The organism is Cyclobacterium roseum (assembly GCF_010119225.1).
Classification (GTDB): domain Bacteria; phylum Bacteroidota; class Bacteroidia; order Cytophagales; family Cyclobacteriaceae; genus Cyclobacterium; species Cyclobacterium roseum.
Window position 1 is genome coordinate 509,201 of sequence record NZ_WNKF01000002.1, and the last position, 21,898, is coordinate 531,098.

The 21,898-nt window shown below is 46.7% G+C and carries 20 protein-coding genes; 12 read left to right on the forward strand and 8 right to left on the reverse strand.

Going from position 1 to position 21,898, the window contains the following annotated elements; genetic code table 11:
- Window positions 1–7 precede the first annotated feature (7 nt).
- From GJQ68_RS04680 to GJQ68_RS04700, 5 genes are all read right to left on the reverse strand, one after another.
- Window positions 8–430: an NUDIX domain-containing protein gene (locus tag GJQ68_RS04680; protein WP_235941090.1), complete on the reverse strand. Its 423-nt coding sequence runs from the start codon at window positions 428–430 to the stop codon at window positions 8–10.
- Window positions 431–437: 7 nt separating this feature from the next.
- Window positions 438–1,403, reverse strand: a complete 966-nt coding sequence (locus tag GJQ68_RS04685) for a nitrilase family protein (protein ID WP_162416131.1) — start codon at window positions 1,401–1,403, stop codon at window positions 438–440.
- Window positions 1,404–1,456: 53 nt separating this feature from the next.
- Window positions 1,457–2,416, reverse strand: coding sequence for a glycosyl hydrolase family 18 protein (locus GJQ68_RS04690; RefSeq protein WP_162416132.1), 960 nt, complete (start codon window positions 2,414–2,416; stop codon window positions 1,457–1,459).
- A gap of 2 nt (window positions 2,417–2,418) precedes the next feature.
- A complete protein-coding gene (locus tag GJQ68_RS04695; protein WP_162416133.1) occupies window positions 2,419–3,423 on the reverse strand; it encodes a glycoside hydrolase family 43 protein in 1,005 nt (334 codons plus the stop codon).
- A 150-nt stretch (window positions 3,424–3,573) separates the two neighbouring features.
- Window positions 3,574–4,374 (reverse strand): endonuclease/exonuclease/phosphatase family protein, encoded by an 801-nt coding sequence (locus GJQ68_RS04700; protein WP_162416134.1) that lies wholly within the window; start codon window positions 4,372–4,374, stop codon window positions 3,574–3,576.
- A 100-nt stretch (window positions 4,375–4,474) separates the two neighbouring features.
- Here GJQ68_RS04700 and GJQ68_RS04705 point away from each other — a divergent pair, with 100 nt between their 5' ends.
- The 7 genes from GJQ68_RS04705 to GJQ68_RS04735 all read left to right on the forward strand — a co-directional run bounded on the left by GJQ68_RS04705 (window position 4,475) and on the right by GJQ68_RS04735 (window position 12,682).
- A complete protein-coding gene (locus GJQ68_RS04705) occupies window positions 4,475–4,813 on the forward strand; it encodes a n-acetylglutamate synthase (RefSeq protein ID WP_162416135.1) in 339 nt (112 codons plus the stop codon).
- 174 nt (window positions 4,814–4,987) lie between these two features.
- Entirely contained in the window at window positions 4,988–9,010 is a 4,023-nt protein-coding gene (locus tag GJQ68_RS04710; protein WP_162416136.1) for a response regulator, read from the forward strand.
- 119 nt (window positions 9,011–9,129) lie between these two features.
- A complete protein-coding gene (locus GJQ68_RS04715; RefSeq protein ID WP_162416137.1) occupies window positions 9,130–10,056 on the forward strand; it encodes a ribose-phosphate pyrophosphokinase in 927 nt (308 codons plus the stop codon).
- 27 nt (window positions 10,057–10,083) lie between these two features.
- Window positions 10,084–10,674, forward strand: coding sequence for a 50S ribosomal protein L25/general stress protein Ctc (locus GJQ68_RS04720; RefSeq protein WP_162416138.1), 591 nt, complete (start codon window positions 10,084–10,086; stop codon window positions 10,672–10,674).
- 270 nt (window positions 10,675–10,944) lie between these two features.
- Window positions 10,945–11,505, forward strand: coding sequence for an aminoacyl-tRNA hydrolase (pth, locus tag GJQ68_RS04725; RefSeq protein WP_162416139.1), 561 nt, complete (start codon window positions 10,945–10,947; stop codon window positions 11,503–11,505).
- Between the two features lie 3 nt (window positions 11,506–11,508).
- On the forward strand, window positions 11,509–11,799 hold the full coding sequence (locus tag GJQ68_RS04730; RefSeq protein WP_162416140.1) for a thiamine-binding protein: 291 nt from the start codon (window positions 11,509–11,511) through the stop codon (window positions 11,797–11,799).
- 10 nt (window positions 11,800–11,809) lie between these two features.
- A complete protein-coding gene (locus GJQ68_RS04735) occupies window positions 11,810–12,682 on the forward strand; it encodes a hypothetical protein (protein ID WP_162416141.1) in 873 nt (290 codons plus the stop codon).
- Between the two features lie 11 nt (window positions 12,683–12,693).
- Here GJQ68_RS04735 and GJQ68_RS04740 read toward each other — a convergent pair whose 3' ends face one another.
- The gene (locus tag GJQ68_RS04740) at window positions 12,694–13,116 is read right to left on the reverse strand and encodes a Dabb family protein (RefSeq protein ID WP_162416142.1); all 423 of its coding nucleotides are present in this window, start codon (window positions 13,114–13,116) and stop codon (window positions 12,694–12,696) included.
- A gap of 314 nt (window positions 13,117–13,430) precedes the next feature.
- Here GJQ68_RS04740 and GJQ68_RS04745 point away from each other — a divergent pair, with 314 nt between their 5' ends.
- Window positions 13,431–13,832 carry a response regulator gene (locus GJQ68_RS04745; RefSeq protein ID WP_162416143.1) on the forward strand — a complete coding sequence of 134 codons (402 nt, stop codon included), beginning with the start codon at window positions 13,431–13,433 and terminating at the stop codon, window positions 13,830–13,832.
- A gap of 22 nt (window positions 13,833–13,854) precedes the next feature.
- On the opposite strand, the gene GJQ68_RS04750 is transcribed toward GJQ68_RS04745, so the two are convergent.
- Entirely contained in the window at window positions 13,855–16,845 is a 2,991-nt protein-coding gene (locus GJQ68_RS04750) for a glycoside hydrolase family 3 N-terminal domain-containing protein (RefSeq protein WP_162416144.1), read from the reverse strand.
- Between the two features lie 130 nt (window positions 16,846–16,975).
- Between GJQ68_RS04750 and GJQ68_RS04755 the strand changes: the two genes are divergently transcribed.
- Window positions 16,976–18,430: a sodium:solute symporter gene (locus tag GJQ68_RS04755; RefSeq protein WP_162416145.1), complete on the forward strand. Its 1,455-nt coding sequence runs from the start codon at window positions 16,976–16,978 to the stop codon at window positions 18,428–18,430.
- On the opposite strand, the gene GJQ68_RS04760 is transcribed toward GJQ68_RS04755, so the two are convergent.
- Window positions 18,414–18,710, reverse strand: coding sequence for a hypothetical protein (locus GJQ68_RS04760; RefSeq protein WP_235941092.1), 297 nt, complete (start codon window positions 18,708–18,710; stop codon window positions 18,414–18,416). The two genes, GJQ68_RS04755 and GJQ68_RS04760, sit on opposite strands and share 17 nt — an antisense overlap.
- 341 nt (window positions 18,711–19,051) lie before the next feature.
- On the opposite strand from GJQ68_RS04760, the gene GJQ68_RS04765 reads away from it, so the two are divergent.
- From GJQ68_RS04765 to GJQ68_RS04775, 3 genes are all read left to right on the forward strand, one after another.
- On the forward strand, window positions 19,052–19,465 hold the full coding sequence (locus GJQ68_RS04765) for a hypothetical protein (RefSeq protein ID WP_162416146.1): 414 nt from the start codon (window positions 19,052–19,054) through the stop codon (window positions 19,463–19,465).
- A 639-nt stretch (window positions 19,466–20,104) separates the two neighbouring features.
- Window positions 20,105–20,977 (forward strand): alpha/beta hydrolase, encoded by an 873-nt coding sequence (locus GJQ68_RS04770; protein ID WP_202927872.1) that lies wholly within the window; start codon window positions 20,105–20,107, stop codon window positions 20,975–20,977.
- Window positions 20,978–20,989: 12 nt separating this feature from the next.
- On the forward strand, window positions 20,990–21,868 hold the full coding sequence (locus GJQ68_RS04775) for a mechanosensitive ion channel family protein (protein ID WP_162416147.1): 879 nt from the start codon (window positions 20,990–20,992) through the stop codon (window positions 21,866–21,868).
- Window positions 21,869–21,898: the final 30 nt, after the last annotated feature.

Genomic DNA, 21,898 nt, shown 5'->3' on the forward strand with positions numbered 1-21,898 from the left:
ATGCGATTTACCGCAAGGGTTGCCGTTCATAAAGGGATGCAAAGGCAATCACATTGGGATACATTTTTTCTGCTGCCAGTACCTGCCGGGCGGTAAAAAAACGGATCGCCACGCATTCCGGGGAAGGAACGAAATCCAGGTGAGCCAATTTGGTTTCGTACAACACATTGGCAATAAAAACCTCCTTATGGTTCTTGACGGTGAAAAAATAGGCGGGTTTGTCAGCGACAAAGGTAGTTTTCAGCTTCATCTCTTCCCATATTTCCCGATCTATTCCTTGCCGGGGACGCTCTCCAAAATCCAGGCCGCCACCAGGCAATTCCCACCAGCCATTGTCCTCCTGCACCAGCAGAAACCGATGGGAATCATCCAGCACCAGGGCCTTCACGCTCACCCGGTAAAAATTCTCCGGAACGGTTGGTATCTCCACGCTGCCTCTAATTTTTTTCTTGGTTAAGCCAGGCTACTTTTTGGCTGGGGGTATGCTCCTGACCGAGTATGTCCCGGTAAAGATCCGGTCTTCTGGCATTTTTGTACCGAAACCCACCTGCCTGCTGTAGCTTTTCGGCATGAATGCTGGCCAGGCAGAAGTCATCATCCAGCTTTCGGCATTCGGCAATGACATCCCCGAAAGGGTCCAGGATCATGGAACAGCCGTTTTTCAACTGGTCATCATCCATCCCTATCGGGTTGGAAAATACCGCATAAATGGCATTATCATAGGCCCTGGCGGGCAGCCATTTCATCAACCATTGACGCCCCTTCATACCGTCAAATTCTAACCTAAGTGAGGTAGGATCGTTGTGGCGATTATCCCACAAAGCAGGATCTACAAATCCTGCCCCCGGTCGGGAGGAAGGCGTACACATGGTGACATGAGGCATGAAAATCACCTCTGCCCCCAACAGACTGGTCGCCCGAACATTTTCCAAGATGTTATTGTCGTAACATATCAATATCCCACATTTCCATCCGTGTAAATCAAACACACAATACGCAGACCCGGGAGTAAGGTGAGGATTGATAAAGGGATGAAGCTTATGGTGTTTGGCCTGGAGTCCGTCCGCATCCACGCAGACATAGCATTTAAAGATGCGATCCTCCGCATCTTTTTCGAACAGGCCCGCCAAAATGGTGATCCCATATTTCGCAGCGATTTTTCTGAGCTTTTCCGTGCTCGGACCCTCCGGGACAAACTCAGCCAGCCCAAGCAATTGTTCTTTGTTTAATTTCCGGGCAAAGGTATATCCCGTAATGGAACATTCATGAAAAGCAACCACCTGAGCGCCGGCTGCTGCTGCCTTTTCACATAACGATTCGATGGTATCCAGGTTTTTGGTTTTATCACCACTCGCATGTTCGAATTGAACCGATGCTATTTTTAAATCTTGTTTTTTGTCCATGTAAGTACTATAAAGTTTCCAATAGTCAGATACCTCTTTCGGGTTATCATTCCTTATTCCATCCCTCTTTTAACGGCCTCCAATAAGGATTGGCCTCCTTTGCTATCTGCCAAAATATGCCAAATCATAACGCCTCCCAGGCCCTGTTCTTTTGCCAATTCGGTTTTACGCTGAATGAGAGCTGGCGAATTGTAGTACAGGACGCCTCCCTCCGGAAAGGATAGACTGTCCTGCAGATAAGCAGAAGGGTATCTTTCGAGAATTTGCCAGTATCGCAGGCTGCCCGGAGCTCCGGGACCAAAGCCATACCCGTAAAATGGGAGGCCCAAAAGAATTTTTTCCGCTGGCAGACCTCTTTGATCCCTGTAATAGTGAATATCAGAAACAGCCATTTCAAAGGGCGCATGCTGACCGGGCTTTTCCAGGTTCCATGGCCCGGTATCGTCATAGGACATCAGGTTGATCCAATCGTATAAGGCCAATACCTCATCTGAAATGGAGTCACCGTTCCAACTCGCCAGTGCTGCGGTCATCAGGTTTCCGGAGCGTTTAAGTCTACGCGACAATTCGATAACAAAAGGAGCATAATGTTCGTTTATTAGCGAATTTTCCAGATCCACATCTACCCCATCAAATCCATAACGATCGACCAGGGATACTATCTGCTCTGCCCAGTGATCCCGCTGCTCCGGTTTCATTAACTCCGCCAAATACTCTGGAGGGTTCCCCCCGCCGATTGACATAAAAACCCGCGCTCCATTATCATGAGCCAACTTCACAGCCTCCCGGTAGGCTTCATTAGAACCAAAACTTCCCTGGCGATCGGGCTGGATAAATGCCAGATTGATATCGGTATACACTGACCAATCGATGCCTTCCAGTCCCGATTCCCAATCATCCTGGCTGAAGAGATACCCCAAAACCCGAAACTTCGGTTCAGGATCCTTCTCCAGCCCCTCCCCGGCAGCGCATGCGAACGACAATAGTGAAAATAGAAAACAAAAACGAATCATTCCTAGATCGGGTTTTTGGGGGTTATCCATTTTTCTTCTACTCCCTGGAAGGTCAGGGTGACGGGCAGGATTTCACCATTCGAACCAAACTCCATTTTGTCGATGCAGGTAACCCGATGATTTGCGTCCGTCTCAGCTAGTGGTCTCCGGTGATAGACGATGTAATATTCCTCCTCCCCCGGTATTTTGAGAACAGAATGGTGCCCTGCTCCCCTTCCAACCGTTTCATCCTGCTCCAGGATCACCCCTTTTTTTTCAAAGGGTCCGAACGGACTGTCTGAAATTGCGTAGGCCACCCGGTAATCCGGACCGGTCCAACCTCCCTCCGACCACATGAAATAATACTTGCCGTCTCTGATAAACATAAATGGCCCCTCCACATATCCTTCCGGGGTGACCTCTTTATAAAATTCCCCATCCTCAAACGGAAGCAATCCAGTAAAATCATCATTCAACCGGACCATATTACAGCGTCCCCAGCCCCCATAATACATGTAATAAGTACCGTCCGTATCCTGAAAAATATATTGGTCAATGGGTTGGGCCTCGTTGACAATTTCATTAATAAGGGGTTTGCCGAGCAAATCCCGAAAGGGGCCCTCAGGCTGATTCGCTACCCCCACGCCGATCCCCCCGACCTCACCTTCGTGCACATCGTTAGCTGCAAAGAAAAGATAATACTGATCGTCTTTGCTAATCACCCCTGGTGCCCACATCGCTCTGCGAGCCCAGGTTACCGCAGCCGTATCTATGATCCGCTCGTGTTTGGTCCAGTTTACCAGATCCGGGGAAGAAAAGGCATCCATAAAAACCTGCCGGTCAAAATCGTCCGAATACGTCGGGTAAATCCAATACCTGTCACCATAAACAATCACTTCCGGATCGGCATACCAGCCCTCTAGGACGGGGTTTCCGGCGTAAACGGTCTTTTCAGAATTCGAGCTGGAACAGGAAAGAAGACCCAAAAAACAAAAAAAAGTACAAAAACCCGGAATAACGTTTCTCATTATTTCATTCTTATTAGGGTTGGCTTATGGCTTTGGTTTACTAAAATAAAAGGGGTGAATGGTAATCTCCCAGCTAACTAGCAGATGAATTTACCAGGAAAAAACCACTTGCACAACAGAACCAGTACTTTAAATACGTTTAGAGAACCCTTACCAGGTAAAGGTGCCCAACACAGGTAAGTGATCGGAGGCATAGGTTTCGGATATCACCTGATGTCCGGTGACTGCCAGACTACCGACCGGTCTGTAAAAGATAAAATCGATGGTCTTTTCCGGATTGATGACTGGAATCGTCGGCGGGCAATTTTCTTCGCAACTCCTTTTGAAAAATGCATCCAACGTATTGATGGCCTCAGATCCCGGAACGGCATTAAAATCGCCAGCCAAAATAACCGGCAAGCTGGTCTTCTCAAAATGACGGGTGATATCTGCGGCCTGCCGGGCGGTGTTGCTTGCACTGCTAAAGTCCAGATGGGTAGCGGCAAACAGGATCACCTTTCCTTCGGGAAGCCTCACCTGAACAGACAACAGGGTCCGGGGCTCCGTACCCTCCTCCGAAGACAGCGCAATCTTTTCAGATGATGCTATCGGGTATCGGGAAAGAATGGCATTCCCGTATTCGCCTCCCTGGTGGGTAATGGATTTCGAAAAATAATAATTCATGCCTGTTAATTGGGCTAAAACAGCGGCTTGGTGAATCTCTTTTCCGGAACGTTGGGTATGAACATCCACTTCCTGCAAAGCCACCAAATCCGCATTACTTTCACGAATCACGCGAGCTATGGCGGGCAAATCGATGGAATCCGGAATGGAGGGGGGATTGGCATGGTGAATATTATAGGCCAATACACGAAGTTGAGCCTGCTCCTGACCATACACCTGGCTCGGGAAAAATCCAAAAATGGATAGCGCGATCAGTAAAAAAGAGTTGAAAGGGGAACAAATTTTCATCTTGCAGGGTATTTGTTTAAAATCGTTTTTTCAAAGATATAAATTTCAATTTATTTTAGTTGCCTGATTGATGCGCTTAAAACGATAACTATCTGTAATCATGACCCAATACCACAACAAAATATTCAGGCTGGTCCACAATTCTTCAAACGGTGCCCTGGATGGAGACATGCGTTTTCACTACCGACAACAAGGTCAGGTAATATGGTCCGAGTATAAAAGCGAATCCATACTGAAGGGACATCTAATCGGAATCGTCGCCGACAATGGAATCATCAACATGCGCTACCATCAGGTAACGCATTCGCATGAGATCATGACCGGAACCTGCAGGTCCGTTCCAGAAATCCTTCCCAATGGGAAAATCAGGTTACACGAAAAATGGCAGTGGACATCCGGAGACCAAACTTCCGGAGCATCTACCCTGGAAGAAATCTGAGGTAATAAACTCCGAAAATACCTTTTTTATCATCCTTAAAATGTTGTATAAATATTGCATTTTGTTTTTTATATAATTTAATGGATTTTTCAAAGTCTGAAGGAGGAAATTTGCTCGGGTAATCTTAGGATATCCTTGGATTTTTAAGTAAAATCACCCCTCAATAAAGATAGCATGTCCGCAATGAAACAAGTCGATGCGCCGTTACCGGAAAACGAACCCGATAGATTGGAAGCGTTATTTGCCACCCAACTATTGGACACCTTACCGGAGGCTTCCTTTGATAACCTGACCGAACTTGCAGCGGAAATTTGCCAAACGCCGATCGCCCTGGTTACCTTGCTAGATCGGGACCGGCAATGGTTTAAGTCAACGGTCGGGCTTGATTTTCACGAAACCCGGCGGGAAGATTCATTTTGTCAATATACCATCCTTAAAGACGGGATTCTGGAAGTACCCGATGCTAGCAAGGACGCACGGTTTAGCTCCAATCGCTATGTGATCGGTAAAGAAAGCGTGCGCTTTTATGCCGGCTTTCCGATCAAAACCGAACAGGGATACCCATTGGGTACCTTATGCGTGTTGGATAATCAGCCCGGAAAATTAAGCCCCAAACAAGTGCGGGCACTGGAGATCCTTTCCAAGGAGGTAGAAAAACTGATTCAACTCCGGGTGGAGAAATTAAAGCTCGATGCGTTGAATCAAAAATTAGAAAGGTTCCTGGGTAAGGTTGGGGACCTGGTATTTTTGGTCAACAGCAATTTAGAAATTTCTGATTTTTTTACTTCCAAAGAGGAGTTATTGATGGTCCCGCATCAGGATTTCCTGAACAAAAAAATAGCCGAAATTGGTTTTCCCAAAGAACAGGCGACACTCTTCGAGGAGCTTATCCGGGATGTTTTTAAAACCGGCCAAAAGCAACGTCTGGAATATTTCCTTACCATCAAGGGGAAAAAAGAATGGTTTGAATTAATAGGTGAAAAAATGACCTCGGCTAATTCGGAGGTGGTCTGCATTATCAATCACACCAGTCAGCAAAAGAAAAAAGAACTAAGATTAAAAGAGCAGGAAAAGGAATTTAGCGATTTCTTTGAGCATGTACATGGATTGATGTTTAAGCACGATCTGAACGGTAAAATCATTCACATTAACCGGGATGGTGCTGAGATCCTTGGTTACACGCAGGAAGAACTTATCGGGGTAAACATGAAAAGCATGGCCCTGGACAAAACGCTTTTTACCGACTACCTGGAAACCATCAAAAAGGAGAAAACCTTTAATGGCAAAGGCAGGTTGGTTTCCCGCTCAGGTAGGACGGTCACCTTCCATTTTAACAACGTACTTTTTGAGTCGCAGCTTGGGGATTCCTTCATTTTGGGAAACGGTATGGACATGACTGAATCCCTCCGCTCCCTTCAGGAATTGGAAACTGCTGCTGCAGCCATTAACAAAGAGCGGGTATTGCTAAAAACGATTATTGACAACATCCCCATCAACATCTACGCAAAAAATAGTCGTTTTGAAAAAACGCTCGTGAATCGAGCGGAACTTAACTACCTGGAAATCGACGATGAGCAGAAAGTGTTAGGGAAAACTGACGAGCTGCTTTTTGATACGGATACAGCCAACGAAGCGCTTCAAGAAGACCAATCGGTTATTTTAGATGGGGAAATCATCATCAATAAGGAAGTCATCCAGGAGCAGAAAAATGGTAGAAAGCGCTATTGTCTGATATCCAAAATACCACTGAAAGATGCCTCGGGCAAAATCACGGGCATGGTGGGCATTACCAATGATATCACGGAGCGGAAAAAAGCAGAGCTGGCCCTGCTGGAGAAAGGCAAAAGACTCGATTCCATTATCCGGGGAACCAATACTGGAACCTGGGAATGGAATATTTCCAGCGGAAGGATTCTTATCAACGAACGTTTTGCAGAAATCCTGGGATATACAGCGGATGAAATGAGCGACTTTTCTTCCCAGCAGTGGAATGCCCTTTGTCATCCCGAAGACCTGCTTCACCGAAATCATGTACTGCAAAAGCATTTTGATAAAAAAACAGACTTCTACCAATACGAAATTAGACTAAAACATAGGGAGGGGCAATATGTATGGATCCAGGACCGTGGAAAAGTGTTTTCAAGAGATCAATCCGGCAAGCCTAAGATCATGTACGGCACCCATCAGGATATTAGCCAGCGAAAGGAAATAGAGCATCAGCTTAAGGAGGCCAAGGAAAGTGCAGAAAACGCCAACAAAGCCAAATCCGAATTTTTAGCCAACATGAGCCATGAGATTAGAACTCCACTCAATGGCGTAATCGGTTTTACGGATTTGTTGATAAAAACGCCCCTTTCAGATACGCAGCTTCAATACATGAAGACCGTGTACCAATCGGCGCATTCCCTTTTGGATTTGATAAACGATATACTGGATTTCTCCAAAATTGAAGCGGGGAAGATGGATTTATCCGTAGAAAAAGCAGATATTTTCGAACTGGGAACCCAGGTTGCAGACATCACCAAATACCAGGCGCATTCCAAGGGCTTGGAATTATTGGTTAACCTTTCTCCCAGCCTGCCCCGCTTTATTTATGCGGATGATGTGCGGATACGACAGATTCTGGTAAACCTGCTGACCAACGCCATTAAGTTTACCGAAAAAGGGGAAGTAGAACTAAAAGTAGAAAAGTTGGACAAGGGTATCCATAAGGACCTGCCTGTACTATTTCGGTTTTCCGTAAGAGATACGGGAATGGGCATATCCCTTGCCAAACAGCAAAAAATCTTTGAAGCCTTCTCCCAGGAAGATGCCAGTACTACCCGGAAATTCGGCGGTACCGGATTGGGTTTGACTATTTCCAATAAGCTGCTGGGATTAATGGGAAGCCGGCTTCAACTCGAAAGTGAGCCTGGAAATGGCAGCCTCTTCTACTTCGATATACAATTGATGGCCGAGCAGGGAGAGGTGGAAGAATGGCCTGAAGATCATGGCATGGAGCAGGTTTTGGTGGTGGATGATAATGAAACCAACCGGAACCTAATCCGGGAGATCATGAATGCCCGGGACATTACCTGCTTCCAGGCAGCCAATGGCATGGAAGCCCTTCAGATTTTGGAAGAAAAAGGGAAAGTTCAATTGGTTTTTATGGATCTGCGCATGCCTTTTCTGGACGGCCTGGAAACCACCGAAAAGATTCGAAAACTTGGAGATCCGAAAATTGCCCAGGTCCCGGTGGTATTGTTAAGTAGCTCAAGTGACGATGCGCTGGATCGGGGTAAAATGGACCTGCTGAAAATTCATCATCGAATTTTGAAACCGGTAAAAATAAATCAGGTCGCCCAAATCATCCGGAAAATCACTAAACCCGGAGAACCGGACGCGTCTTCCACGCAACAAGACATCTCCTACAGCCAAAACGTCCTGGCCAATGCCACCTATACGGTGCTTATTGCGGAAGATAATCCGATCAATATGAAACTATCGAAAATCATTCTGTCCAAAATAAGTCCTACCATTCAGATTGTAGAGGCAGACAATGGATTAAAGGCCTATGAGTACGTGCTGAGGAGAAAACCGGACTTAATTTTAATGGACGTACAAATGCCCATCATGAATGGCTATGAAACCTCCAAGGCCATTCGATCTATTGAAAACGGAAACGACTTGCCCATTATCGCATTGACTGCAGGTACGGTAAAGGGGGAACGAGAACGCTGTCTGGAGGCCGGCATGAACGACTACATGAGCAAGCCCCTGGTACAGGAAAGTCTTACTCAAATGATTATCAAATGGCTAATCCCTACCCAACAGCAGGCTGGAATACCGCTTCCGGACACGGTAGCGAAAAAAGATACCGGAAAACACCATTTTGACAAGATTCATTTGTTAAGTCTTTTTGATGGGGACAAGGCCATCGGCAAAGAGCTGCTTAAAATTGCCAGGACCACCCTGCAGGAATGCCGGAACAAACTTAAGGTAGCACTTGAGGAGCGGAATAAAACCTCCCTTATTGAGCTGGGGCACAAACTGAAAGGTTCTGCCGCCACTGCCGGTTTTTTTGTATTACTCCCCCTGACAGATCGGCTGGAAAGAAAGGCCGAAAACAATAATGACAGCCAACTTTTCGAAATCGGCAAGAAAATTCAACAGGAATTGGATTACCTGTTAACCAACTTTGACCAATTTAAACTATAATCCTTTTCGACCGGGAGTCTTAGAAAAAATCTCATCACCCATTTTTTGAGAAAAACAAAACCGCTAAAATTTACTACATTTGTTTTTCTTTTGAATTCATACCACCTAAAAAACCAACCATGCCAGAGACCAAGATTTTCTCAGGTTCGAATACACCCTTCTTGGCAGAAAGTATCGCAAAAGCATATGGTCAATCGCTCGGTGACCTGACCCTTGCCAAATTTAGTGACGGCGAATTATCCCCGAGTTATAACGAATCCATTCGGGGATGTAATGTCTTTCTTATACAATCCACCAATCCTTCGGCTGATAACCTGCTGGAGCTATGCCTGATGATCGATGCTGCCAAACGGGCAAGTGCCTATAAAGTTTGCGCTGTAATTCCATATTTCGGCTATGCCAGGCAGGACCGAAAAGACCGGCCACGAGTGAGCATCGCCGCCAAATTGATTGCCAATATGCTTACCTCCGCAGGGGCAGACCGAATCATGACCTGCGACCTGCATGCCGGACAGATCCAGGGATTTTTTGATATTCCTTTGGATCATTTAAACGGTTCAGCTATCTTTGTGCCCTATTTAAAAAGCCTGGACTTAGGCAACCTGATTTTTGCTTCCCCGGATGTGGGTGGAGTGGGTAGAACCAGGGCTTATGCCAAGCATTTTGAAGTAGACATGGTGGTCTGTGATAAGCATAGAAAAAGAGCCAATGAGGTAGCATCCATGCAGTTGATTGGAGATGTAGAAGGGAAAGATGTGGTGATGATAGATGACCTGGTGGACACAGCCGGAACCATTTGCAAGGCTGCCAACATTATTTTAGATAAAGGGGCAACCTCGGTAAGGGCCATTGCGACGCATGGCGTGCTTTCTGGAAAAGCCTATGAGAACATCGAGAATTCGAGTTTGTCAGAACTGGTGATCACAGATACCATTCCCATCAAACAGGAATCCTCCAAAATAAAGGTATTGACCGTGGCCGATTTATTTGCAAAAGCAATTCATGCCGTGGAAGGGAATACTTCTATAAGTTCCTTATTCATTTAAAGAATTTTAATTTAAACAAATATAGTTATGAAATCAATTGAGATTATAGGGTTTAAAAGAGCAAATCTCGACAAAAGATCCCTGGATGCGCTACGTGAGGAAGGTAATGTACCCTGTGTGGTATACGGTCCGGGTATTAAAGAGCAGATTCATTTTTACGCCCCTGCCATTTTGTTTCGGGACCTGATCTATACCCCGGAAGTACACATGGTAGACCTGAACATTGAAGGCACCAAAATCAAAGCGATCTTGCGGGAAGGTCAGTTTCACCCAGTGAGTGAGGTATTATTACACGCTGACTTTTTGGCTTTCAGCGAAACGAAAGCAATTAAAATGGAAATACCCGTGAGGCCATTCGGATCTTCCCCTGGTATTATCAAAGGTGGTAAACTGGAAATCAAGACCAGAACCTTGCTGGTTAAAGGCTTGGCACAGAACCTTCCGGATGAAATTCCAGTCGATATATCCAGTCTTGAATTGGGAAAATCTGTCAAAGTGGGGGATTTGAATGTGGAAAATTTTGAATTACTTAACAGCCCCCAAGTAACCATCGCTACCGTGGGTATTCCAAGAGCCCTGAGAGGTAAAAAAGCGGGCGAGGAAGAGGAAGAAGTATAATCTGCATCCCTTAATGCATCGTCATTCAAATCCTGTTCTGTATATTTACGGAGCAGGATTTTTTTATGCGAACCCGCTTTAGCTTATTCCCGCATTGGTTAAAAAAATGATAACTCATAAAACCGCATAAGGAAAAACATGAAATCGAGCCTGCCTACCGGACAGGCAGGCATGACGAGATCGACACATAGAGGGATGATTATCAAGCACGCGAGATTCCCTGTCTGCCGACAGGCAGGCATCTCACCGTTGAAAAAAAAATGTAAACAGATGAAATACCTAATTGTAGGCCTGGGTAATATCGGGATGGAATATGAACTGACCCGGCATAACGTAGGCTTCTTGATTTTAGACAGGCTGGCAGACAAAGAAAACCTCTCCTGGAGCAGTGACCGGCTTGCCTTTACCTGCCTTTTCCAGTACAAGGGAAGGCAAATCCACCTGATCAAACCCACCACCTACATGAATTTAAGTGGAAAAGCCGTTAATTACTGGATGAATACCTTAAAAATCCCAAAAGAAAGGGTCTTGGTTGTAGTGGATGATATCGCGCTTCCATTCGGTAAATTACGTCTAAAAGCAAAGGGCTCATCTGCCGGTCATAACGGGCTGAAAAATATCGAAGAGCTCACAGGCGGCCAAAATTATGCCCGCCTTCGGTTTGGCATCGGCGATGATTTTTCAAAGGGCAGACAGATCGACTATGTGTTGGGTAGGTGGACCCCAAAAGAAATAGAGGATTTGCCAGGCCCCATGGATCAGGCGGGGGAGATGATCACCTCCTTTTGCACCCTGGGCCTGGAACGAACCATGAATCAATATAACCGATAAAACATGCCTAACATCAACCTTGGAATTCAGATCATTCCCAAAAGTAACACCCTGGATAGCTATCAGCTGGTCGATCAGGCCATCGCCGTTATCGCCGCTTCAGGGGTGAAATACGAAGTAACCCCCTTCGAAACCGTGATGGAGGGCCCTGAGGACCAGTTAATGGCCATTGCTAAAAAAGCACAGGAAGCCGTGCTTGCGGCCGGAGCAGAAGAAATCCTGGTCTACTACCGGATGCAAATCCGGCCCGATCAAGACGTAAGCATGGATGCCAAAACCAATCCTCATCGATAGCCTTCAATGTATGAATTGGCAGGTTCAAAAACGCTTAAAAATCCCCTCTTCTGGATGGATAAGGGGCTGGGCGATTTTTCTGATGTTCCTCGTTACGATTCCCGTTTTGGGCCAGCACATTCCGGTGACATTCCCACTCCTACAGGACCATCTGCTCTTTGAGGGCTTGCAAAAAGAACGGGTAGGTCTGACTACCTCCAGATTCCGGGAGACCGACCAACATTTATCGGTATTTTACCGATGGGTATGGCCTCAGGCGCATATGGAAATGTATGGGGAATACATCCGTACCGACCATGCGCTGAACTGGCGGGAACTAATCCTAAACCCTGAGCACGCCCGCGGATATACCCTCGGGTTGAGCAAACTAGTCCCGCTGGCCAAAGGCGGCCATGTGTACCTGCAGTTGGAAATGACGCAGACAGAGAATAGCATCAACAACCTGGTGAAGTACGAAGGCAGCATAAACAACCAGAACCATGGAGGACTCGGGTTATATGAAAATTTTCAAGTATTGCACGGGCTCAGCCATCGCGGACAGGTGCTGGGTTCCGGGCTTGGCCATAGCGGCAACAGTGCAAGGATAACCCTTAGCAAGGTAAAAGATCTCAACCAATTTGGCTTCTCCCTCGAACGAGTCAAACGAGATGCCAATTTCTATAATTTCAATCGTGCCAACGGGTTGGACCTGTTGCAGTGGGTAGACCTTAGCCTCGGTGCTCACTGGGACCATCGATTTGATTGCCTGTTACTTTCTGCCACAGCACGTCTGGTCCAATCACACAATTACAATTATGCCATCCGTCAAACCAACAGCCTCGGAAATAGCGGCTACAAAAAAGCTAATTTTCATAGCCGTCTAAAAATGGCCTACCTTTTCTAGCTTTTTATAATCTATTTTGCCCAGTAATCGATTACCGTAACATCCTCCATATGAGGGCTTAATACCTCCACAAACGCCTGATGGTCCGGATGAGGCAAATAAATCTCCCTATCTTCTTCACTTTCAAAAGTAACCAAAAAGCAATGTGTCAGGCCCTTGTTCAAACCTTCGGGGCTATTGTTGGTACCCCATTCAAAATCTCGTATTTGAGGAATTTTGTCCTGCAGAGCGATAAATGCATCCTCTACTTTTTTTATGTCTTCGGGACTGGAGTCTTCCTTAAAAGATAATAAAACCACGTGACGCAGGAGGGCTTTTTCAGTAGGTGCTTCTTCCATTTGTACTATTTTTTCTTCGGTTTCGGTAGATGATTCATTGGGTTGACAAGCAAAAGCAATCAGCGCGATTGCCAGGTAAGTAAACATTCCTTTCATTTTGTCTGGGATTTAAGGGTTGGCATTATGATAAATCTACCGGTAAATTAAGCGAAAATTAATCAATTGATTGCTTTCAACCGGCATTTATTACCGTTTCTTGCTTTAAAAGACCGAATGGATGCCAAGATGCCGCCGAAACTGCCGAAATAAATGGGTTTAAATGGTTGGGGTTGCATTTTTCAAACTTACTTTTTAAAAAAATTTATTAATCAGCCCTCTAAAAAATGATAAAAATCAGTTACTTTTAGGACTTGTTGCCATACTTTCACCCCAGCAGAGAACAATAACAGCAATGAAGAACAGCAATTTTTATGGATAAGATTGGATTTACCTATATAGTGGATGACGACCCGCTCTATAATTTTGGAATAAAAAAATTATTTGAATTCACCTCCTTTTCAGAAACGGTATCTTATTTTCAAAATGGGGAGACTGCCTGGAAGGATTTTGAAAAAAGGATATTGGAAAAAGAACCGCTCCCGGATGTTATTCTATTGGATATTAATATGCCCATCATGAATGGATGGGAGTTTCTGGACCAGGTATCGGCGGCTAATTTTGAGCATCCGGTCAAAATCTACATGGTCTCTTCCTCCATCAATCAGGACGAAATGGATCGGGCAAATAACTATCCGCTGGTAGCGGAATACATCGTCAAACCCCTCACCCTGGAAAAAGTGAAGGCCTTAAAGTCCAGAATACTGGGACAGTAAGGCCTTTCAAAAATCCTTCCGATTACTTTACGGTCTTTTCCATTGCCCGATATACTTCCTCCATGATATTCGTACGGACATTCAGTTGATAAATGGTTCGGTTTTCTCTGGTAGGGTATACCCGATTGGACAAAAATACATATACCAATTCGCTTTCCGGATCGATCCAGGTGTAAATCCCCGTAAATCCCGAGTGCCCAAAACTGCTGACCGGCGCGCTAGCTGCTGCATTTCCATTGGGGTCTCCGGGTCGATTAGGGCGGTCAAATCCCATGCCCCGGTAATTACCGTCCTCGCAGAACACACATTTGGAATAAGCATGCACCACCCCAGGGGCAATCAGTTGCTGCTTCGCATAGCTGCCGTCATATAGGTACAAATGCATCAATTTCGCTACGTCGTTTGAAGTCCCGAAAAGCCCCGCATGCCCACTGATGCCTCCCAACATGGCTGCCCCTTCATCATGCACGGTGCCATGCAGCAATTGCTTCCGGAATGCCGTGTCCACTTCGGTGGGAACAATCCGGTCCAACGGGTACTCTTGGTACGGGTTAAAGGTGAGCGTACCTGCACCCAATGGCTTGTATAGGTTTCGCTCCAGGTAGCTATAAAAATCTTCTCCCGTAATGGCCTCTATTACCCGGGGAGCCAGAATAAAGGATAGGTCGCTGTACACATACCCAGGCTCTTCATTCAAGGGGGAAGTTAATATCTCTTTGTAAATCTTACGGTTGTAATTGCGGTGGATATACAGGTTATCGGCCACTCTTATGGGAAACCTTCTGGAAGAATCCGACTTCATTGTAAACCATTTGAAACGTCCGTTTTTTCGCACGGTACTCATCCAGAACGGGATCCATGCGCGAAGTCTTGCCTGATGGGTAAGGATATCCCGGTACTTCAGGTGTTTCTTATTTGTGCCTCTAGCGGCAGGCAGATACGTTCCCAAGGTCTCGTTTTCGTCAAATTTATTCAGCCCTTTCAGGTGCATGAATGCTGCCAGTGAAGTGCTGATCTTGGTTACGGAAGCCAGGTCGTACAAGTCATCCAGCCGGACTTCCTGCAGGGAATCGTAGGTATGGTATCCAAACGCTTTGTGATAAAAAACCTTGCCTTCTTTGGCGATCAGCACCTGCCCACCGGGAATGGCCTTTTTCCGAATCGCCAGGTCCATCAAAGAATCAATCCCATCCAAATACGAGGAATTGATTCCTACTCCTTCCGGTTGGGTATAGGCCATCCTGAACCCAGCTCTGGTCTGCAGCCCATCTCCCAGTCCAAAGTGAGAATTGATAGCTACTGGCAATTTTCCCTTGGCTCCAATCCCTCCAAAAATCATTTGGCTGGCAAGGTCTTGTGTCAATGGAGTTTCCTGATAGGCTGCGATCAGGCCGTCTGCCTTTTCCAGTCCGGGTATTTTGCCCAGGCTGTAGACGTTTCCAAATACACTGATCACCACCGCATGATCCTCCATCAAAGTCCGTATCAAAACGACCATCTCCGGGCTGATTCCATATTGATTGTTTCCTTCCCGGATGCCCAATCCATGTAGCCCAATGAACAGCAAGGGGTAGTCCGACAGCTCCTGCTTCAACCGCTCCAGGGAGTCGAGATTACCCGATTTGGGAAAAGTGAAATGCGGCATGGGATTGTACCGCTCCAATCCCCGTTGAAAGTCCGTGATTTCGGAAGTTCCCAGGGACAAGGAGGCCATTTTCACATTTTCCAGCCCTTTGATGGGTAAGAGGTTATCCCGATTCCGAAGCAAGGTAAGCGAGCTTTCAGTCAATTTTCGACTTAGAAATTCCGCTTCGGAATTGGTAAGATCTGCCATCAGATGCTCTGTTTCGACGGGCTTAAAATCATCCAGCCCAAGCCAGGCTTTGGCCATCAGTACTTTAAGCACCCGTCGGTCAATTTCTTCCGCGCTGATTTCTCCCATTTCCAATACCTTTTTCACTTCCCGTATGGTGGCAGGCACATCCATGGTATTGAGCATCATATCATTCCCTGCCAACAGGGCCTTGGCATCCACCACTCCGGGTGGGTAATACTTTGCCACTCCTTGCATGTTTAACGCATCGGTAAAGATCAGGCCTTCAAATCCCATTTCCTCTTTCAAAAGACCCGTTACAATGGGTTTGGAAAGCGTGGAAGCCAAATTGGGCGTTTCGTCAAAAACCGGGATCTGCATGTGGGCCACCATCACGCTCCCCAGCCCCTGATCCATCAATTTCCGGAACGGATACAGTTCAATCTCCTCCAACCGCTGTTTGGAGAAGTGAAGTACCGGCAGGCCGTAGTGGGAATCCACATCGGTATCGCCATGTCCTGGAAAATGCTTGGCCGAAGCCAGAATGCCCTGATCCTGCATGCCTTTCATGTAGGCCAGCGATTTGCGGGTCACATTTTCCTTGTCTTCTCCAAAGGATCGGAAACCGATGACCGGATTTCCGGGGTTATTGTTAATGTCTACCACCGGTGCAAAATTGACATGGATACCGGCTCTCTTGGCCTGCCGGGCCACTTCCACTCCCATTTCATACAGCAGTTCCTCCTCTTCAATACCCCCAAGGGCCATTTGATAGGGATACCTCACCGTGCTGTCCAGGCGCATGCGCAAACCCCACTCGCCATCCAGGCTGATCATAAGGGGGATTTTTGATTCCTGCTGAAACCGGTTGATCATGTGGGCTTGTCGTACCGGCCCACCCTGAAAAAAGATGATCCCTCCTACCCCATATTTTTTAACCAGATTGGATATCGAATCCACATGGACCTGATCTTTATTGGAGTACGCCGGAATCATGATCAATTGGGCGATCTTTTCTTCCTGGCTCATGGTGGCCAACACCGAATCAGCCCAGGGGCTAAAGCGCTCATCCAAAAAAGGAGGACCTTGCTTTTGCCCAAAAAGGGGCATAAAGCTACCTAATAAGCAAGTTAAACCAATCAGTATATGAATCCCCGGATAGATAATCCGGCTTTTGGTAACAACCCTACCTCTTTGCATTCGATCTCTTTTGAATTGTTGCATTCTATTATTTCTTCGGAAAGATACCCATTTTGTGGCTTCTGATTGAAAAGGATTTAAAGAAAATAGCTATCATTGGGGATATTATTTTCAATTCAACCACCATGCCATGAGTCCACTACTCGTCTTTGGCGTAATTGCCGGTTACTTTGCCCTACTACTGCTGATCAGTTACCTGACTTCTCTGAAGTCCGATAGCCTGACCTTTTATACTGGCAACAGGGAGTCTCCCTGGTTTTTGGTGGCATTCGGAATGGTGGGTGCCTCGCTTTCAGGAGTTACGTTTATTTCCGTTCCCGGCGAGGTGGGCAATACCCAGTGGGCGTACCTGCAATTTGTGATGGGAAACATGGTCGGGTACGCGGTCATTGCCCTGGTATTGATTCCGCTATTCTACCGGCTTAATTTGATTTCCATTTACGAATACCTGAAAAGCCGCTTTGGTCGAAACACCTACCTTACCGGTGCTACTATATTTCTGATTTCCCAGACCATCGGTGCTTCCTTTCGTCTCTTCTTGGCGGCAACCGTTCTTCAAATTGCATTTTTTGATGCTTTTGGTGTCCCTTTTTATGCTTCCGTCTTTGTCACTATGATTCTGATCTGGCTGTATACCTACAAAAGCGGCATCAAAACCATTGTGTGGACGGATACTTTGCAGACCAGTTTTCTGCTTTTAGCTGTCATTATTACCATCGCCGTGATCGCCGGGCAATTGGGTAAAAGTGCCGGGGACATGCTGGCGATTGTCGGAGACAGTGAGCTATCCAATATCTTTGTCTGGGAGGGCAATACCAGTCAGAACTTCTTCAAGATGTTTGCCGGCGGGGTATTCATTACCATCGCCATGAATGGACTGGACCAAAACGTGATGCAGAAAAACCTCACCTGCCGCAACCAAAAGGATGCCCAGAAAAACATCTTTTGGTTTGCCATTACTTTCTTTTTCTCCAATCTCCTGTTTCTCGCGCTGGGGGTGCTGCTTTACCATTACGCAGCCGTCAACGGATTGGACTTGCCCGGCGCTACGGACGAACTCTTTCCCAGCCTGGCTTTAAACCATTTTGGCACGCTGGCGGGAGTGGTGTTTCTGTTGGGAATCACGGCTGCTGCTTTTTCCAGTGCGGATTCTGCGCTCACCGCTCTGACCACTTCCTTTTGCATCGATATCATTGACCTGCCAGCCAAAAAGGAAAGCAATCAGGACTTAACACGAAGGTGGATCCATATCGGTTTTACCTTTTTGGTATTTTTGACCATTGTCGTTTTCAACGAAGTGAACGACCGCAGTGTAGTAAGTGCGGTGTTTAAGGCCGCCGGATTTACCTATGGCCCCCTGCTGGGGCTGTTTGCCTTTGGGCTAACGAACCCGCTCGCGGTCCGCGACCGCCTGGTGCCGTATATCTGTCTGCTGAGCCCGGCCCTTTCTTTCGTTTTGGACTGGAATTCCGCCCGATGGTTTGATGGCTTTCAGTTTGGTTTTGAAATCCTGCTGGTCAACGCTGCCATCACCTACCTTGGATTGCTGCTGACCGCGCAGAAGCAGCCTAGCGCATCAGACTGAAGGGCAGCATAAACAAGGCAAAGATCATGGATAAGGTCAGGGTGACCCCCAAACCCAATAGCCGAAAGGGCAACAGGATCAGCCAGATCAAGGGATAAAGCAAAAGCAGCAGCAATGCAATAGGCCAGCAAAGCACAAAAAGAATGGCCCACAGGACCAGACCGGTAAATAGTCTCATGGTGAATTGATTCAATGGTGGTTTACTTTCCCTTCCAATGGCGTGCCTGTTTTGTAAAACAGGCGAATCGCTACCTTCAAGGTGATTTTCGGTCTTTGACACTCCGATACCTGTTCACTTTCGAACATCAAGTTGTCCGAAAAGAAACGGTTGGAAGTCATATTACGACCGCCTCCAGAAAGGCTTTACTTCGGATCCTATTTGGATAGAAAGATATAAATTTACGAATGACGGCTTCTGAAGAATCCCAAGACCGGATAAAAGAACCCTTTTGAAGGTAGCTATTCCTATGGATTATAATTTTATGCTTATAAAAAATGTTAAGCCGAAAAAAGGAGTAAACGGACCCAATCAAATCGCAAAAAAATTAAAAAAATTTCCCCTTTCCCTCAACAGTTTTTTGCCGATCTTCGTCTAGGAATCAAAACCAAAAACGACATCCCATGAAAACAACCGTATTTACTTTTGTGTTTGGCTTGCTGCTTTTTTCCTGCATGGAAGAGGAAAGCCTTTCGGCCCTGCAATCCGGTCCCGTTCCGGTAGGCAACTGGAGTAATCTGGAGTACCAGGAAAATGGTATCGCCATGGAAAAGGTAGACGAACTGCAGGAAAACACCTATGGTTACCGCTTTTTTAGTAATGGAAAATTGATCCATCGAGCCAATAGCGGATGGTGCGGCACCCCTCCCATCGTGACCAATGACTACGAAGGAACCTGGGAAAGAAACGGGGAAATAATCCGGCTAGAAGCAGGATTTTGGGGAGGAACACAGATTCAGGAACTAAAGATTATCAACGAAACCACCTCTTCGCTACTTCTGGAGGAAATAAGTAGCGAATGGATTACGGAGGAATAAACACCAAGTTCATGAAAATCATGTCCCGGGCTAAAACAATTGGTTCCGGGCATTTTTTTTTACTGGCAGGCACTTCTCGCCAGGAGCCCCCTTCGAAGTGACGGTAACAGGCAGCCTACTGGGGAGGAACGCAAACGGCTGAATAGCTTCTCATAAGGAAGTCCATCCTTACCAATCCAGGCAGTCCACAAAATTTGCTAGTTGCTTGCCCCATTTTTATCGACGATTCAATCGATGATAATGGGGAGAATGAAAGTCGAAGAAATTTCACCAATAAAAGTCGCTCCGCTTACCTTTGGAAGGTTAAGAACAGCAAATAATGGGTTTTTATACCGGACAAGGTTAGAAATAATACCTCAGCGCAAGATTCGGTTGGTTGAGGAAGCCCTCCACTTCAAAACCCCATCCATGGTATTGCTGCGTGTCGACACTATTATACGGCCTTCTTCTATCGTAAACCCTAAATAACTCAGCGTCTAAAAAAACCAATTCAAAACTGAATTTTTCATGGGGGAAAAAAGCCAGACCTAAATTCCAAATAGAACCTGCCAGATTTCAAGTAAAACTACTAACTTAACATACTCTTAACAGCCGATGCAAAAAAAACCTTGTTCTACCAAGTATCAAAATCCATCATAAATGAAAACCTGTTTCACCTGTATCATTTTACTTATCTTTTCAGCCATGAGCAACGCACAAGGTACCGACACCCTTTACCTATGGCCAGGCACGGTCCCCGGCGAAACGGAGGCGAAACATCCGCCCGTTCAAACAGCCAATAACAGCGGAAATGTCACCCGACTGACCGATGTGACTGACCCGGCATTGGTAGTATTCGAACCCAAAGGACCGTCCAATGGTGCCAGTGTCATCATTTGTCCGGGTGGGGGCTATAATATCCTGGCCATTGACAAAGAAGGGTACGAGGTAGCGGAGTGGTTTAACCAACTGGGATTTACGGCGTTTGTGCTCCAATATCGAGTTCCGGACAAACGGGAACCTGCCCTCTATGACCTGCAGCGGGCCATCCGCCTGATACGTAGCAGGGCCAGCGATTGGAAGCTGGACCCGAAGCGATTGGGAGTGATTGGCTTTTCGGCCGGCGGCAGCCTGGCAGCCCGGGCCAGTACGCGTTTTGGAGAAAGGACCTATACACCCGTCGATGCGCTGGACAGCCTTTCGGCCCGTCCGGATTTTGCCCTGCTGATTTATCCGGCCTACCTGGACGAAGGAAAAGATCGCAGCCTGACCCCAGAACTAAGCTTAAGTGAGCATACCCCTCCCCAGTTTCTCTTCGGTACAGCGGATGATCCCTACGGAAACAGCTCCCTTGTGATGGCAGGAGGCCTTCGGGACCAGAACCTTCCCGTTACCTTGCATTTCCTTTCGGAAGGCGGTCACGGCTACGGCATGCGAAAAGGAAACCTGGCTGCTGAAACCTGGCCCGGCCTCGCTGAAAAATGGCTTCGGCAACTCGTTTTGGACAATAGCCAGCCGCTAATGCCACAATAACAATCGAGCACCATGAACTTTAACGAATCCCTGGAAAAACTAACTACTCTCCTGACGGGCGACCTGGCGGATCTGCGGCAATTGCTTGTAGCACTGCTGATCGGTTTGGTGATTTTTGTGTTTTTTATTTACCTGTCCCGATGGATAAAAAGACTTGTGCTTAGCCGGCTGAATAAAAGGACGGAGGACAGCTTATTAACAAGTTTTATCGCCGGAAGCATCCGACTGCTAATCATGCTTTTCGGCATTACCCTGGTATTGCGATTTCTGGGACTTACGGGTGTTGTCAGCGGGATACTGGCGGGAGCGGGTATCACTGCCTTTATCATAGGCTTTGCACTGAAGGATATTGGGGAAAACTTTCTGGCAGGCATCCTGCTGGCCTTCAAAAGGCCCTTTAAGATTGGAGATCTGGTCGAGATTCAGGGACTGAGTGGCAGGGTCCGCGCCCTGAACCTCCGAGACACGCAGATTAAAACCCTGGACGGTAAGGATGTCTTTCTCCCCAATGCTTCTATTATTAAAAGCCCCTTAATCAATTACACCATTGACGGATATTTGAGTTATGGTTTTAAATTGGGATTGGGCTACGGCTCTGATTACCGGAAGGCCTTGGCCCTTATCCTCACTACCCTAAAAGCGGTGCCAGGGGTGTTGGCAGGTAAAAAGGGACCTGCCGTATTTGTAACCGATATGGGGGATAGCAATTTGCAAGTGCAGGTCAGTTATTGGGTAAACACCTATAATAAAAAACATTCCGACGTTCAGGTGCGCTCACAGGCCATTCTGTCCGTGCTGGAGGCCCTGGAAGGGGCGGGTTACCCCTTGCCAGGGACGATTATCGAACTGAAGGGCCCTTTTTCCCCGGAAGAAGGCAACCTTGGGGGATAGAACAGAGGAGATGTTTAACTCCTGATATGC